This is a genomic window from Nostoc sp. DSM 114161, assembly GCF_052692665.1.
The window spans coordinates 7,923,987-7,940,837 of sequence record NZ_CP195141.1; the positions used below are offsets into that span (position 1 = coordinate 7,923,987).

Annotated in this window: 12 protein-coding genes and 2 pseudogenes; 4 read left to right on the plus strand and 10 right to left on the minus strand. The window is 41.0% G+C overall.

Features of this window, described 5'->3' with window-relative positions; translation table 11 throughout:
* Positions 1-8 precede the first annotated feature (8 nt).
* Positions 9-563, plus strand: coding sequence for a GNAT family N-acetyltransferase (locus tag NSTC745_RS33230; protein WP_445634833.1), 555 nt, complete (start codon positions 9-11; stop codon positions 561-563).
* Between the two features lie 174 nt (positions 564-737).
* On the plus strand, positions 738-1,496 hold the full coding sequence (locus NSTC745_RS33235) for a HEAT repeat domain-containing protein (RefSeq protein ID WP_445634834.1): 759 nt from the start codon (positions 738-740) through the stop codon (positions 1,494-1,496).
* Between the two features lie 117 nt (positions 1,497-1,613).
* Here NSTC745_RS33235 and NSTC745_RS33240 read toward each other — a convergent pair whose 3' ends face one another.
* The 4 genes and pseudogenes from NSTC745_RS33240 to NSTC745_RS33255 all read right to left on the minus strand — a co-directional run.
* Entirely contained in the window at positions 1,614-2,021 is a 408-nt protein-coding gene (locus tag NSTC745_RS33240; protein WP_096537695.1) for a phosphomannose isomerase type II C-terminal cupin domain, read from the minus strand.
* A gap of 352 nt (positions 2,022-2,373) precedes the next feature.
* Positions 2,374-3,714: a PQQ-dependent sugar dehydrogenase gene (locus tag NSTC745_RS33245; RefSeq protein ID WP_445634835.1), complete on the minus strand. Its 1,341-nt coding sequence runs from the start codon at positions 3,712-3,714 to the stop codon at positions 2,374-2,376.
* Positions 3,715-3,876: 162 nt separating this feature from the next.
* Positions 3,877-5,091: an EAL domain-containing response regulator gene (locus NSTC745_RS33250; RefSeq protein ID WP_445634836.1), complete on the minus strand. Its 1,215-nt coding sequence runs from the start codon at positions 5,089-5,091 to the stop codon at positions 3,877-3,879.
* A 12-nt stretch (positions 5,092-5,103) separates the two neighbouring features.
* Positions 5,104-6,342 (minus strand): annotated as a pseudogene (locus NSTC745_RS33255) (PAS domain-containing sensor histidine kinase); the annotation flags it as partial.
* Between the two features lie 75 nt (positions 6,343-6,417).
* Between NSTC745_RS33255 and NSTC745_RS33260 the strand changes: the two are divergent.
* Positions 6,418-6,768, plus strand: coding sequence for a transposase (locus NSTC745_RS33260; RefSeq protein WP_445634837.1), 351 nt, complete (start codon positions 6,418-6,420; stop codon positions 6,766-6,768).
* Between the two features lie 25 nt (positions 6,769-6,793).
* Positions 6,794-7,240 (plus strand): annotated as a pseudogene (locus NSTC745_RS33265) (transposase); the annotation flags it as partial.
* On the opposite strand, the gene NSTC745_RS33270 reads toward NSTC745_RS33265, so the two are convergent.
* The 6 genes from NSTC745_RS33270 to NSTC745_RS33295 form a co-directional block, all read right to left on the minus strand.
* Positions 7,229-8,461 carry a PAS domain S-box protein gene (locus NSTC745_RS33270; protein WP_445634838.1) on the minus strand — a complete coding sequence of 411 codons (1,233 nt, stop codon included), beginning with the start codon at positions 8,459-8,461 and terminating at the stop codon, positions 7,229-7,231. The pseudogene NSTC745_RS33265 and the gene NSTC745_RS33270 sit on opposite strands and share 12 nt — an antisense overlap.
* A gap of 618 nt (positions 8,462-9,079) precedes the next feature.
* Positions 9,080-11,920 (minus strand): family 10 glycosylhydrolase, encoded by a 2,841-nt coding sequence (locus tag NSTC745_RS33275; protein WP_445638745.1) that lies wholly within the window; start codon positions 11,918-11,920, stop codon positions 9,080-9,082.
* Between the two features lie 142 nt (positions 11,921-12,062).
* Positions 12,063-13,193 (minus strand): mechanosensitive ion channel family protein, encoded by a 1,131-nt coding sequence (locus NSTC745_RS33280; RefSeq protein WP_445634839.1) that lies wholly within the window; start codon positions 13,191-13,193, stop codon positions 12,063-12,065.
* A gap of 5 nt (positions 13,194-13,198) precedes the next feature.
* Positions 13,199-14,296, minus strand: coding sequence for a mechanosensitive ion channel family protein (locus NSTC745_RS33285; RefSeq protein ID WP_445634840.1), 1,098 nt, complete (start codon positions 14,294-14,296; stop codon positions 13,199-13,201).
* A gap of 53 nt (positions 14,297-14,349) precedes the next feature.
* Positions 14,350-14,496, minus strand: coding sequence for a hypothetical protein (locus tag NSTC745_RS33290; RefSeq protein WP_445634841.1), 147 nt, complete (start codon positions 14,494-14,496; stop codon positions 14,350-14,352).
* A gap of 1,016 nt (positions 14,497-15,512) precedes the next feature.
* On the minus strand, positions 15,513-16,838 hold the full coding sequence (locus NSTC745_RS33295) for a TIGR03279 family radical SAM protein (protein WP_445638746.1): 1,326 nt from the start codon (positions 16,836-16,838) through the stop codon (positions 15,513-15,515).
* Positions 16,839-16,851 lie beyond the last annotated feature (13 nt).

The window sequence follows — 16,851 nt, forward strand, 5'->3', positions numbered from 1 at the left end:
TATCAGACGTGTCTGAGCAATTACTACCTGGATATTTGATTCGCCGTGGCTCAAGTTTAGATCGATCGCTGCTGCTAAAATTCATGCAGCGGACTTACCAGGATCTATTTCCCGATGGAGATTTTTCCCACCTAGAACAAACAGTTAAGCAATACTTCTCCAGCGACACACCCTTGTGGTGGGTCGAGGAAGAGAGGCAGCAAGGGAGCAGAGGAGCGGAGGAGCAAGGGACTAATTACGAATCTCTCTCCTCTGCCCCTCTGCCCCTCCGCTCCTTTGCCTCTTCCCCCATCGCCTGCGTCTGGGTGGGCAATGCCATAGACCAAGTACAGGGTAACCGTCATGCTCATATCTTTGTCCTCTATGTTGCGCCAGAATATCGGCGGCAAGGTATTGGTACGGCTTTGATGCAATATGTGGAAAATTGGGCGATTCAAAGAGGCGATCGCCAAATTGGCTTACAAGTTTTTCAATCAAACAAACCTGCATTAAATCTTTACGACCGATTAGGTTATCAAACCCAATCCCTATGGATGGTAAAATTCCTGAATGCACAAAAATAAATTAGAGGATAGCGATAAAATTCTTTAGCGTCTTTTGTTATGGCGGTTCTCGTTTAGATTAAACTCAACGAAGGACAACGGAAAGTGTACGATAACGTAACTGAATATATAAAGCTTTAAATTATTGGCGTGGGGGATTATGTGTTAATTCCCAAAACCGATTGAAATGAAATTATGTATGACGAAGACGATCTAAGCCTACTTGATGCAGAGGAGGAGCTAGAAAGCCCCCTAGATAAATTAGAGCCGCTAACTGCCTCCTCAGAAGTACCCAAGCCCGATCCAGAATTAATGTTAGCCCTGCTAAACAGTCCCCAGCCCCAGCAAAGAATGTTAGCGGCCCGTGCTTTTTGCGACTTGGAAGACGCTCGTGCTACTCCCCATTTAATTCGCTTGTTAAGTGATACCTGTCCCTTAGTGCGGGTGAGCGCAGCTTATGGCATCGGACGCAATCCTAGTTCCGAGGCGGTGACTCCCTTAATTGCTCAATTGAACCAGGACTGGAATGGCTATGTGCGTAAAGGCGTTGTTTGGGCTTTAGGAAACTGTCGCGATCGCCGTTGTTTACCACCCCTGGCAGACGCCTTAAAAACTGATATTTCCGCAGTACGTTTGTGGGCCGCTAGCGCCCTAGCACAAATGGCAGAAGTGGGTTATGAAGCAATTATTGGGGCGATACCACCTTTGATAGGAGCCTTAGTCAACGATCCAGTAGCAGCTGTACGAAGCAACAGTGCTTGGGCCATTGGTCAACTGTGTCGCGAACTGCCTTCTAACGTAGTTTATGCTACAGCGATCGATGCTCTGATTCAAGCCTTTGCTGAAGACAAAGATTTGGGAGTACGGGAAGACGCCAGAGCCTCGCTCTTGGGAGTAGGCGATCCGCGCGGCTTACAATTGATTGAAACCCTGGAACAAGAAGGGTGGTTTTGAATTGGGCATGGGGCATGGGAGTTTGGGGTGGTGGGGAGATGGGGAGGTGGGGTGTAATTCTCTCCCCATCTCCTCATCTCCTCATCTCCCCATCTCCCATGCCCCATACCCCATGCCCTACTCATTTTCACTTACAGACTTGACCAAATTTAGCTCATAGGGGCGTTCTGTATCGTCCTCTCCTAAATACTCGCCATTTTGAATTTCTAAAATAACTAATGGAATATGACCGGGGTTTTCTACTTTATGCAGTGTTGCTGCGGGAACATAAGTTGACTGGTTGCGATTGAGTAGGATTTCTTGTTCGCCACAAGTAACTTTAGCTACACCTGAGACTACAACCCAGTGTTCGTTGCGATGATAATGGATTTGTGGTTTAATGCCGTGTCTGGGTTTAATTTCAACGCGACTAATTCTATAGGTTTCTCCCTCTTCAACCACTTCCACATTACCCCAATATCGCGTACCTGAATGTGAAGACACTTCATTAATATTGGACTGAGTATTATTTTCATTCAGAGTCATAAGTAATCTCTCAACTCAATGATTATTAATATTTGTCAATAATCTAGCTTATAGGAAGTAAATCCGGATGGTAATTCTCAATCAAAAAAGGACTTAGGGTATGGGGCATGGGGCATGGGGCATGGGGCATGGGGAGTGTGGGAGGGGTGGGAGGTGTGGGAGGTGTGGGAGGATGGTGAAGAAATCTTTCCCCCCTCTCTCCCCACACTCCCCATTTTCAAACTAGTACAGCACAGCGAAATAAACCATCCATTCCAAATCAACGAAACGCTTACGTTGTATTAATTTTGAATTTTGAATACTTCGACTGCGCTCAGTACAAGTTTTGAATTTTGAATTCCGGCTTCCGGTACTAGCCTCCTGTATACTGAATCCTATAAATCCGATTATTGGCTTCTTCTGTTACTAGTAGACTGCCGTCTGGTAAGACAAGTAAACCTACGGGTCGTCCCCAAGTACTTGGTACAGAGGGATTGAGCAAAAATCCGGTGAGAAAATCTTCGTAGTAGCCTTGCGGTTGTCCTTTTGCATCAAAGGGAACAAACACAACTTTGTAACCAGTACCGCGATCGCGGTTCCAAGAACCACGAAAAGCAGCAAAAGCACCGTTGCGATACTTTTGGGGAAATGTCTTACCATCATAAAACTGCAAACCCAATGCTGCTGAGTGTGCCTGAAACAGTACATCCGGTGTTTTGGTAACGGCTGCTAAGTCGGGGCGTTTGCTTCCATCTTTGGTTTTTTGACGCGGATCGAGGTTATTTGGCGTCAGGTAAGCATAAGGCCAGCCGTAGAATTCTCCTTGTCGGATGCGTGTAAAATAATCTGGTACTAAATCATCACCAATTCCATCCCGTTCGTTAACAGTAGTGTAAAGTTCTTTAGTTACAGGATGAAAATCTAGACCAATAGGGTTACGCAAACCGGAAGCGAAGGTCTGCTGTTGAGAACCATCCAAATTCATCACCTGTACCGAAGCGCGTGGCAAAGGTTCTTCATCCACGTTGGTTCCCGAACCAACTGAAACATATAATTTATTGCCATCAGGGGAGACAACAACGTTGCGCGTCCAATGATTGTTATAACCTTGGGCAGGCAAATCAGCAATTTTTTGCCCGTTACCTGTAATTTTATTTTCACCTTCAGTATAAGGAAAACGCAATACAGCATCTGTGTTTCCCAGAAAAAAGGAATCGCCAGCAAAAGCCATGCCAAAGGGTCGATTGAGTCCGTTTTCCCTGGTAGCAAAGGTTTCTCGCACATCGGCTACGCCATCGCCATTGCGATCGCGCAACAAACGAATACGATTTTGCCCGGTTTCAGTCACCAGTACATCACCACTAGGGGTTAAAGCTAGCCAGCGGGGGGCATCTAAATCTTCGGCAAAGACATTAACTGTAAAGCCTGGTGGTACGCGTAGTACTGGGTCTTGAGGAATGGGCACAACTTCAGGGCGCTTAGACGCACTTTCTGTTGCGAAGGGTGCTGGTAAGTTCTTGAGATTTATTCTGATAGGTTTAGGTGAAAATACTTCAGTGCGAATGATATTTTTCGATGTGGGGTTTTGCGCCAGTTCCGCAGCAGGTACAGATGTTTGCGGTGGTGAATTATCTGAAGAGGCGCGAGTCTGGTTACACGCTGCTACCAAAATGAGTAAAAAAACTGGCAGCAAGAAACGCGCAGAAGCTTTCATGACGGTAAACGCTATACACAATTTTTATACTATAGACTTGAAATTTAATAATTGTCGCCAGCCTAAAGTCCGATTTTTCTTAGGGACTGGGGATAGGAAGAGATGGAGGGGCAAACAATAAATTAGTATTAGTTAATAGTTAACACTCGCAATGCTCAATTTTCACGCATATAAACATTTATTTGTCAATAAAAAATTTTCAAATTCGGCTGCTGGTAATGGACGGCTAAATAGAAAGCCTTGTATGGAATTACATTTGTGTTGTCGCAAAAAAGCTAGTTCGGCTTCGGCTTCTACACCTTCAGCAACTACATTGAGGTTGAGATTGTGAGCCATTTGAATGAGTGCTTTGGTAATGGCTGATTTTTGCAGATCGTTGGCAACATTATGGATAAAGTAACGGTCAATTTTTAAAGTATTAATCGGTAAATTTTTCAGGTAAATTAAAGAAGAGTAGCCCGTACCAAAATCATCGATCGCTATTTTTACGCCCAGAGAACGTAATTTATTCATAGTGGCGATCGCGCTATTTATATCTTGCATAATCATACTTTCAGTGAGTTCTAATTCTAAGCAATCTGCTTGCAAATCATTGCTTTCTATCAGATTTACTATTTTATGAATAAAATCTGGTTGATTAAATTCAATCACTGATAAATTTACAGCAACTTTCAATGAATAAATTCCCGCATCATCTCGCCAGCTTTTAATTTGCTGGCACACTCTTTTTAAGACCCATTTACCAATAGGAACAATTAAACCTGTAGACTCTGCGATGGGAATAAATTCTGTCGGATAAATCATCCCTAATTCTGGGCTTTGCCAGCGCAACAAACTTTCAGCAGCTACTATCTTCCCAGAAGCAATATCCACTATTGGTTGATAATAAATCTCAAACTCTTGAAAATTATGCTCTTTGATTGCCCGATGCAAGCTAATTTCTAACAACTGCATTTTTGGAGAGAAGTTGTGATTTGCATTTTGAGCAGATAGATATCTTTTTAAAGTAGCGTATTTTTCTAACCTATTCATGATGGCGCTTAATAACTCAGCGCGAGTGAATGGCTTAGTTATATAGTCATCTGCACCCAGATCCATACCTCGACGGAAGTCGGATTTGGCAGATTTGGCAGTGAGAAAAATAAAGGGAATTGTTGCCGTAATCGGGTCTTGACGTAATGCTTTTAGCACGCCATAACCGTCAAGTTCTGGCATCATCATATCGCACAAAATTAAATCGGGAACTTCGGAAATAGCCAAATCTAGCCCGATTCTGCCATTGGCTGCGGCAAGAGTTTCAAAATCTTCAGCTGCTAGCAAGTCTAATATGTTTTCCCTAACTGATTCTTCATCTTCAATTATTAAAATTTTTGGCATAAATGACCTCAATTATATTTTATTATTTAATGCTATAATCACAGTAAATTTAGTTCCTAAACCTTCTGTACTTCTAACAAATATTTCACCTTGGTGGATATCTATACACTTTTTTACAATTGCCATTCCTAATCCAGTCCCTAGTATATTGCCGACATTACTGGCGCGATGAAATGATTCAAATAGGAACGGTATATGTTTTTCTGGAATGCCAATGCCCCAATCTTGAATTTCAAATACTGCTTGTGCGTTTTGGCAACTGATACTAAACTTGACAATACTATCATCTGGGGAATATTTAATTGCATTTGATAGTAAATTATTGAAAATGTGTGTCAACAATTTCTCATCCATACAGCAAGGTATAGATTCATATTGACTGCTGAAAGAAATTAAGCGCTGATTATTGAGATTTATCTGTATTTCTTCTACTAGCTGTTGGCAGTATTTGACTAAATCAAAGGATGTTGGTCTATACTCTAATCTATCGGTTCCCGCTTTACCAATAACTAACACGTCATTCAACATTTCAGTCATCCGCTTGACAGCAGTTTGAATGCGATGTAAATGAGTAAGCTGTTTTTCTTGAGTCCATTTGTGGCGATAGTGTTCTAGCAACTCACAAGAAGAAAGAATAGTAGTTAAGGGCGTGCGGAATTCATGAGAAGTCATGGAAACAAAACGAGATTTAAGTTCGCTGAGTTGTTTTTCTTTTTCTAGTGCTACTCTAAGTTCTTGTTCTAATAGCTTACGTTCTGTGATATCTACCCAGTAACCCACTATTTCCATAGGGTTACCAGCTCGATCTGTGACTAGCCTCCCTTGGTCGTATATCCAACGATAGGTGCCATCTTGGTGTAAAAATCGGTACTCTATTGTGTATTTTCTTTGCTCCAATATCTCTGAAAGTTGAGCAAACACTTGGGTTATGTCTTCTGGATGAATATGACTAGCCCAAAAATTAGAATTTTCGACAAATTTTTGTGCTTCATAACCTGTAATTACTGTGACATTTTCACTAATAAATGTTGCATCATAGTCTCCAGAAATTTTGCATGTATAGACAACAGCTGGGCTAAAAGAAAGTAAATATTGCAGCTTTTGTTGACTTTCAAATAGTAGAGTTTCTGATTGCTTAGACTTTGTAATGTCTCGATCTATACCGCGATAACCACGGAATTCTCCCTCAGCGTTGAAGACTGGAATTGCGCTGCTTTCCAGAAGAACAAAATGACCATCTTGATGAATATTAATTTTCTTGAATCTATCCCACTAATACCAGCAATATGATAATCTGCTGTTGATAACGGTAAGTTTGATCGAGTTATGGCTGGGCGATTTGAAGGATTAAGCGATCTGGAATGGAAGCTGTTTGAGGATATATTTCCCAAGGAACCAGAAAAGCGCGATCGCGGAATGCCTCATGCACCATTTCGTCATGTACTGAACACATTGCTGTATATATTAATAACAGGATGTCGTTGGTGTGATATTCCAAAAGGGGAAATTTGGGCATCAAAAAGTGCAGCGCACAGATGGCTTCAGCGTTGGCAAACAGATGGGACGTTAGAAAGTTTACAAGCACGTACATTAGGAATTGCTCAAGAGAAGGGTTTAATCAACTGGAACTACGGTGCTGTAGACGGGTCTTTTTCCCCCTGGAAAAGGTGGCGGTGAGGGGGTTGCGTATGGTCATAAAGGAAAGGGAGTTCTAATACATACCTTCACTGATGGTAATGGGATGCCATTAGCTAATTGCACAACACCTGCCAATGGTAATGAACGGGAACAAGTTATACCGCTTCTCGATAGCGTCAAAGTCAAAACGAATAGACCCGGTAGACCTCGTAAACGAGTTAAAGTTCTTGCAGCTGATAAAGGTTACGATTCTAAGGATAAACGTGCAGCCTTACGTAAACGAGGTATTAGACCCCAATGGCCCAAGCGTACTTGGAAGAGCAAGAAAAATCGGGGTAGACCAATTAAAATTTCCGTGCCGCGTTTTCAACAAGAGCGTTGTTTTGCTTGGTTCCAACGAAAATATCGTCGGCTCGTTGTGAGATGGGAAAGAATTGCTGCCTGCTTCAATGGTTTTCTTTCTCTAGCCACAATTCATATTTGGATTAGCAGAATTTTATTAGTGGGATAGATTCTTAAGACATTTCAATGGTTGTTGCGCGGCAGCAGTCAAAGCGAAAATTTTAGTCACACGTTCGGCTTCTTCAGGTAACATCAAATCAAAAGGTGTTTTACCTAAAATTTCCGTTGGTTCATAACCCAAAACGTCACGTATTTTCGGACTGACATAGGTATAGACTGTATTTTCATCAATTTCCCATATCCAATCGCTGCTGGCTTCAACTAAATTGCGGAATTTTTCTTCACTATGTTTGAGTATTTCTTGAGCAAGTTTGCATTTTTGTAGCGTCGCTTGCTGGAATTGCCACAGTTGTTCCTCTTTTGCCTGTACATGGGAGGTAATATCCACAGAAACTCCAATGAGGCGGCTAGGTTTGCCTGTCGTATCTTTAGGTACTATAGCGCGTCTGGGTAACCATTTGTACTTAGGCCATTGCCGCTGAGGGAAAATCAGATGTTCTACCTCAAAAGAACTAATAATATCGATATCGCTTTGGACATCTTTTGAATCAACACCTTGCGTGCAACTCCAACCTAATTTCTGTTCTAGAGTTCCTCCAGTGAACTGTAGCCAAGATTGATTAAAAAAATTAGCCAGAGTGCCATTATTTGACATGCAAATCAGCATAGGTACTGTATCGGCTATGATGCAATAGCACTGTTCGCTTTCACTTAGTGCCTCTAAAGCCGTGGTATCCTCCTCAATCTCGGAGCATTCGCGAATTTTTTCAGATTCATTTTGCTCAAGTGTACTATTGACTACTGCTGACTCTAGCAAACACCGTTGTTCTTTAGTTTGCCGACAGTTAAATGTAGTTTTATCTATTTCTTGTGCTAGAGCTTGACAAATACTCTCATGAGTGATTGCACCGACGACTTGACCTAGATCGTCCACAACTGGCAGTATATCCAACTGCTGCTGGCATAGAAGTGACAGGACACAGGATATCTCCTGAAAATCTGACACTTTCAGTGTTTTCACTGAGGTATGCATCACCTCAGAAATCTTAGCTGTTTTCCAGTCAGTCCCGGAAGCTATAAGCTGTACAATATCATGCTTCGTAAAGCATCCCGCTAACTGCGAGCAAGACCCAACCAAGATACTTTTGCTCTCTGTTGCCATCAGAGCGATCGCATCTGATAGTGGTGTTTCCGGCACAACCATTAGCGGCGAACAGTCTATTATTGACTCTAAGCTTTCTAGCCAGAGAAACTGAGATAAAGCTTGCATAGATTATTACTATAGCTATTATCAGAAGATAGTTATCTAAAGCTGTTCACTTAAGCATTTTCTAATATTTTGACCACAAATAATTAGTAATCTTTGAAGTATAAACACTGGAAAAGTAGTTTTAAGAAATACAAAGCAGTTCCTATGTTAGTTCGATATGGGGGATGGGGGGATGGGAAATATTAGACTTCTTGCAGAAGTCAGGAAAAGGAGAAAGGTTCAGTATTTTCCCTTTCCCCAATAAAGATGAGTCTCTTTGACCACAAGAGTGCAAAAAGCAATTGATTGCAAGAGGTCTTATTGAAGAAGAATTCAGAATGGCCGATGCTAACAGAATTCAGAAGCGGAGCCGGAGACGCTCGCGGCTTGGCGTCAGAATGCAATTCTAGGGGAATTCAGACCCCCCACTCTCTTACAAAGTTCAGATCGGAGGTTTCCTCCGCTCTGACTTTGCGCTGAATTGTCGATCGCCAAATTTTCAAGAGGCGTGGGGGTCTTAAACCCATTTATTCAGACGCCACTCGCACTCCAATATAAGCAAGAGAATTCTGGCGACTGACGTATGTATTCTGTTCGATAATTCAATCAACACTCAACGCTCATCCTCCCAACGCCCAACTAACGCAACTCTATCCGTCTTTCGCCATAACGCAATAGCCTTTCTATGGTTGCAAGCCGATTTTCCCAGACTCTGACTTGATAGGAATTTGACTTGATTTCTTCCTTCATTAATACTCGAAATTGAGACTGGAAGCGAGTCAGAGATGCTTTGGCTACTAGTAATTTACTAGCAGAAGGCGCGGTGGCAAGCTGATTTAAAGCAGTGCGTAAAACTTCTGCCTGGTTGTTAAAATCTGAAATTGTTTGAGCAGGCATTGGTAATCGCTGATTTTGCAAAACAAATTTCCATTCCCGTTGCAGCGCAGTGTAACGAATAGCAGCAGTTTGAAAAGGTTGGCGGTGAGGAATAGGTTCAGTTGTTGTAGATTGAACTCTACCTTGGGTATTAATAAAAAGTTTTTGGAGTTCGTTATTAAAATTCTCTGCGGCAAACAAAGCATAACCACTAACTGGCAAATCTCTGACTAATTGGAGTTGATCGAATGCTCCAATTGTTGGCAAAGAAAGTAAGCGAATTCCCGGTACTAATAAAGTAGCTCCTAATTGTTTAGAGGCAATCCAAGGTTGAGCTAGTCGTTGAAACCGAGATGTATCGAGAGCATAAGTCATGGGAACGATTAAATCTACATCCCCTCGCCTTGCCCAAGTTTCCCAGTTTTGTTGAATTTTCTCAATCCGTTCTGTTTGTGGTAAAGGAAAGACTGCAACTGACAAAATCAAATTTCCTCGCTTTTGTCGCAATTGCTTTGATAATTGGGCAACAAAGCTATCAACTTGTTCGGTGCGAAATGTCGTCCATTTTTGCCACAGTTCTGGTTGAGCGGGGGAAATATTCATTGGATCTACACCAACGAGTTGCTGAAACTGCGCTCTTGCAGCTTTACCATAACCGTATGTTCGACCTGCCAGCGGATCTTGGAAGGGATAACGAATGTAATCTAGCTGTAGACCGTCCACGTCATAACGGGTGACGATTTCCTCATACAGCTTGAGTAAATACTGTCGCACTTCGGGGTTAGCTGGGTCTAAAAATGGCTTGGTTTGCCCAACTGGAATCATGTTGCCCTGGTTATCGTAGTTTGCCCAATCGGGATGAGCAGCTAGTACCGGGCCTGGGTAATTAGGATTAACGTTGATAATTTCGTTGTGACGTTGGTTACCAGTAGCAAAAGTCCAAACCCAAGCGTGTAATTCCATATCCCGCTCGTGGGCTAGTTTCACTGCATCTGCCAAGGGGTCCCAACCGCGAATTAATGGGTTTTGTTCTTTGGCGACTTGGCTGGGATAAATTGTGTAGCCAGCGTTAATAGTTTCAAAAAAGACGGTATTAATCCCGGTTGCTGCCAGTCGGTCAAAAATCTCGGCTAGTCCCGCTTTGCTACCGGCACGAACAATTGTCCCCCGGTCTAACCAAACTGCGCGGATTTCTGGCTGAGCTAGCCTGCGATCCACAGGAAACTGCTGCCACAAAATTCTCTTAGCAATTAGCCACTGCTGACGAGCCAAGGCGTAATTTTTTTGGGCAATCAGTTGGGGGAAGTTTTGAGCGATCGCTTTCGCCTGTTCCAAGGCTTGCTCTTTGCTGGTGGCAAGTGCCCCTGGTCTGGTTGAGGTAATTAAAGTTTGTTGTTTGAGAGACTCGACATCTATCTTTCCCAAATTTTCAGAAGCTTCCCCAATCTCAGCAGCATTAGCTGATACCGCTAAATTGGCACTTTCTACCCGACCAATGAGATTTTCTAATTCTTGCTGGAGAGCGATCGCTTCGTTTTGATTAATCGGTTCATTGGAGTTGGGTACAACATCTAAACGCACCGCTTCTTCCAATCGATCGATGGCTTCCTTGGAAGTTGATGGTTTGACTACAGGAAGCGGTCTTGGTTGGGGAGCAGTGGCAGTTTTTGGAGGAGGGGAGACGCGGGGAGGGGAAAACGCTCTGACGCGGGAAGGGGAAGACGGAGTGACACGGGGTACAGGGGAAGTTGCAGTAAGTTTTTCCCCCCTGCTCCCCTGCTCCCCTGCCCCCCTGCCCCCCTGCCCACTCGCCGTCGCCACACTGGTAGAGCAGCTTTGAGAAGCACCTTCTATTTTTTTCATCCGATTTGATGGTGCTGGTGCTGTCAAATAGTAATTGACGGTGGTTTTTAACCAAGCAGTATCTAATTCTGCTGCGGAGGCTGTATCGGTTCCCCAACGCCAGCCCAAAAATGTAGAACGTTCTGTGGTGACTACTGCGGCGGGATTATCTTTGGAATCCCAAATGGCAGGAGATTCGGTGCCCATATCGTTGGGAATGACAACACCACCGCGGACTTTGCCAAAGAGTGCAGTTTCATTTGCCCATCCTGGGAGTTTGGTTTTTGCAGGTTTGATTTCTTGGGTGTCACCGAGGCTGAATCCCCAATAACCTCCTAAAAGCGATCGCAATAACTGGCGCACTCCTGGCGCTGACAAACTACCCGCAGGGCCGCTGGCAATTAAGCGCCCTCCTTTACTCATCCATTCTTCTAGGGAAATGGCTTGGCTTGGGGTTAATGTTTCGACGTTTGGCAAAAATAATATCCGGCGATCGCCCCAATCGCCCATACTCCTGACATTATCTAGAGAAATTACACAATATTTCACGCCTACTGTTTGTAAGCGATCGCTTATCCCTGTCCATTGATTTGCATTTTCTTGGCTATGCACTACGGTCAATACAGGTTCTTCTGTTGCCGCCTTTACTGGTAAGATATTAAATAAATTTAAAATTAAAATTTCCAGACCTAAAATTAATAATTTTTTAGCTTCTTTAATTTCTAAATTTAGATCTTTTTGGCTTTCTTGATGCTTCACCAGTCACTCCTAACGTAATTATTGATTAATTCACTTAATTAATCATAATTCATTAGTAGGTAACAAAGTATTCGTAAAGCTACTTAATGAATAAGTCTAGTTAATCTAATGTATCAAAAACGATAAAAACTACCCAAAGGAATATTTAAATAGTTACAGGCGATTCCACATAAATTGTCGGCTCTTGCATTGTGAATTTAATTCCATTCTTAAATAGCTGTTTAGAAATTTTTTCATTTGCCAATTCTAATAAGCGCTTGCGTAATTGCAGAGAATTTTCACTAGAACCCAAAATAAAAAATGTTATTCTTGTGCGAGTGATTTGCTTTTCTTCGTTGTGGTTTAAAAAACTAATATTAGTGCTGCCTGGATCGATACCAAATAGAGAGTTGGTACTTTCAATAATTACCTGCTCAACTAAAGCCTGTTCTCGTTCTTGTAGTAGCTCGAAAAAATCGAGGTAAAGTAAAACCATAACTTTCTTACCGCGGGTAATATTTTCAATTTCTAAGTTTGCCAATATTGAATTAGGAATAATAGACAAAGTACTTTTAGCAGCAGTGCGAATTTTAGTTGAGCGAATACCAATTGACTCAACTCGCCCAAACAACCCTTCAGGAATTTGTTGAGATTTCTGTAAACGAATATATTCTCCTGGAACAAACGGACGATCTAAATATAAAACTATTGTTCCTAACAACTGTTCTAAAGTTTTTTGAGCAGCAAAAGCTACTGCTAATCCCCCAATTCCTAACCCAGTTAATAGCCCAATTAAATTAAATTCTTGACTCTGAGCAAAAGCCAAGACAGCAATAAATCCAATAATGACATTCGCGAGAGTTTCAAATACTAAAAGTAATTCATCTACTTCTCTCCCAAACTTACGCACTAGCTCAATTCCATAGGCTCGAATAAACTGTCGGAATAAGCGAGAGGATAGCCAAGCTAAGCTGATAATCACAGCTAAATCCATAATTGTCGAAAGAAATCTATGGATGGATTTATATTCGATAATCCAGGCTAAAGAGAATGAAATGAGAATTAAACTACCTGTGATTCTAAATAGATTTCTAATTGGCTCGATTAAATTGTTATAAATACTAGCAACTTGCTGCGGTGCAAAACGCCGAATGATAATTCGCAAGAATGTCGGAGTATATCGTCCTATCAGTAAAGACAGGAGAATAAAAATTAGAAATACTCCAAAATTTGACAGTGCTGATATTGTGCTCTCACGTTGTAAAAATTCCAGAATTATCTGTGAAATATTTTTCATCACTTTTAAATGGTAATGGGTGAGTCAACATAAATTGTTGGTTCTTCGATATCAAAAGCGATACCATATTGTTGTAAACACTCAGTGATGCTTTGAGTAGCCATATTTAGCAGTTGACGGCGTAATTCCATCGAGACATCTCCAGAACCTAAGATAAAGAAAGTAACTTGTGCTTGGGTTGCATCTGTATCTGATAAATGATTAATAGCTTTAAAAGTCACTTCTGTATTCCGGGAATCAATGCCAAAGATACCATTTGTACTGTCTATAATGACCTGACGAATTAAAGCTCGTTCTTCACTGCTAAGTGTTTGCTGAAAGGTCAAATAAAGGATTGACATGACTTTCTTAGCACCAGTAAAGTTCTCAATATTCACTTGAGTCAGAGAACTATTAGGAACTATGATTACAGTTCCCTTACCAGATGTTCTAATCCTAGTAGACCTTAATCCTATTGATTCAACTCGCCCAAAAGTACCATCAGGAAGACCAATATAATCATCAATTACAAAGGGGCGATCTAAATATAGAACAATACCACCTAAAATTTGTTCTAAGGTTTTTTGAGCAGCAAAAGCGACTGCTAAACCACCGATTCCTAAACTTGCTAATAATCCTAAAAGATTAATTTGATGTGTTTGAGCATAAATCAGAATTGCTAAAAAGATAATGATGAGATTGGCAACCCATTTAAAGAGTATAAGTAGCTCACCACTGATTTTTTTCCCACTCTTAAAAGCAGCGTTTAATAAATAAAAATCAAAGAATTTTTGAAAGATTTGTGAGGCTAACCAACTAATGGCGATCGCCAAAGCCAAACTAACAATAATTTCTAGCGGATTTGTCCAGCGATTCTGGGGCAAGAACGATACAACTAACTCAAAATTTGCAATTATAACTACCACAATTAATAAGTCTTGATTTGGCTTAACTAATTTTTTGTATACATCAGTAATTGGCAGAAAATTCAATTTATTACCCAGTAAAATTGTTAACGAAATCATGAAACGACCAAATATGAATATGCAAAATCCAACTAACAAACCTATGAACCAAACTTGTAGTTCTCTGTTTGTAATAATTTCTGGTAAAAAACTCAACATTTTTTCAATTGCTGTAGAAAGTATCCCAAACTTCTAAAGTTGCACTCATACTGCTATTCCTGAGCAACAAATGAGAACACACGATCGCTCAAGATATCTAGCTTAACTATTGACCAGACAATTACTAATTCGTAATTCTTAATTAAATAGGTACAAGCCTCTTGGTTCATCAATGAAAACATAAAAATGTGTAGTGTCATTATTCAAAACCCGCGACTAAAGTCGTGGGGTAAAAATTACGTTATCGCAGCCTAAAGCCTTCTCCTAACGGAGACGGTAAGCTAATGCTTAGAGTGCTTATCCTGCTAAAGACGCTGCACGAACAAGCATCATTATCAATTACGAATTATTGGGAAGCAGACAGAATCCAGAATACTGAATTGAGACGACTTTGAGATTCAAGCCTAATAATCAACAAGAAAATTGAGAATTCATATCATCCTTAATTTTTCAATTTCAAGCTGGATTCTAACTGCTTACTTCTGACTTTTTGCGGTTTTTGTATCTATCAAATCAGTCATTTGAGTTTTGAGAAAACTCTATCCACAGATAAATACTAGATAGATAAACTACCGCTACAATACAGATAGTTAAGATGAAGTTAAAATCAGTCATTACATTCAATCCAACGTAAAAGTGTGCAGCAAGTATACAAATTTAAATTTGTATACTTGCAATTTCACACCCAAATTCTTGGATGCAAAAAAGGAGTTTTTAGTCCAAAAGCTTGGACTAGGTAAACTTAATGAGGTCACTCAATCGATGAAACTTCGTATTTAGAGGGATAGCCTAAAGATGACTAACCAAGGAAGCTATCTATTTAAAAATTGACCACACAAACACGTACAGTTTGTGGACTGCTTGCTCTCAATTCTATTGAGGCAAGTGGCTTAAAAAGGGTAATGAATTAAGCTCGTTTTGCTTTTGATTAGGAATTTTAGATTTTAGATTGGCTATTTTAGATTTTTTTGGCTGAGAATTGACCCTGGCGAGCGAACAAAGTCCAAAATCCAAAATCCAAAATCATCAACTAGTTAGCTTTGTTTAGCTGACTAGTCTAATTGTCTGCACGCGATTATTGTATTTAGTTACTGACTCCCAGTCTACACCACAAGGGATCAAAAGACTAGGCAAAAAATTATTTTTTTTAACGCTAACTAATAGAAGTTGCAGAATGTTGTTAAATTGTATAAGGTAAAAGATTGACAAAAATCAATTAAGCAATACAGGTATTAATTAAATCTTCAACCCCTGCTACTGGTAAGATATTTGTCTTCAATTTACTTGCTAGTTCTTCAACGCTCATATCATCTAGAAATACCAATTCACCATGCTTTAACATCACCTTTGGCAGCAAAATCCCATCACCTAAATCTTGCCCTGCTAAATTTAAAAGCAAGTCATGACCAGTTAGTAATCCTGTGACACTAATATCTTGCCCCCAGTAATCACTAGATAAAGCACGCATATTTACTTCTAAACCTTCAACCAAATTTAAACGCTTCAAAATCGGTTGAAATGCTTTTTCTACAGTGTTACCTACTACCCAAGTAAACTTCCTCTGAGGTTCGACTTTTGGCGGTAGTAATTCTGCTGCTGCGGTGGCAAATTCTTTGATAAATAACTGAATTGAACCAACACCGTTATCAATTTGGGGATATTCTTCGTATTCCGATTCGCTTGGTAATTCTTCACCCGCAATTAAAAACCACTCATCAGCTAACCAAGCAACGCTGGAACCAAATTTTTGGCGAAATTGTTGCGAAAGTATTTTGACTTGGGAAATCACTTCTTTAGCTTTTTCCCTAGTCACAGGTGTGAGTTCATCTTCTTGGGGACGAAACCGCGTCAACCCAACAGGTACGACTGCCACTGATGCCACCGTAGGCACTTCACCAGTATGAAACGAAGCTAAATCTTTGAGAGTTCTTTCGAGATGTTCGCCATCATTAATGCCGGGACAAACAACGACTTGGGCGTGAATTTGTAGTCGCCTTTCTTGAAACCACTTGAGTTGTTGCAAAATTTGTCCCGCACGGGGATTTTTCAGCAATCTAATTCTGACTTCAGCCTCCGTGGCATGAACGGAAACATACAACGGAGACAAACGCATTTGTTCAATGCGCCGCCATTCTTTTTCTGGTAGATTGGTGAGGGTAAGATAAGAACCGTATAAAAAGCTCAGACGATAATCGTCGTCTTTCAAATACAAACTAGAACGCTTACCTGGTGGCTGCTGGTCGATAAAGCAAAACGGACAGCGGTTATTGCACTGAATTAAGCCATCAAACAGGGCAGTTTCAAATTCTAGCCCCAAGTCTTCGTCGTAGTCTTTTTCAATTTCAATGTGATGTGTTTTACCGGCAGCGTCTAAAACTTCTAGTTCTAAAACTTCATCAGCACATAAAAATTGGTAATCAATTAAATCGCGGGGACGCGTACCGTTGATTGCAACGATCGCATCCCCCGCTTCAAAACCAATCTCTGAAGCTATAGAATCAGGTAGTACTCTGGTAATGCGGGCAGGTTGAATAGTAGACATGGGAATTGGGCAT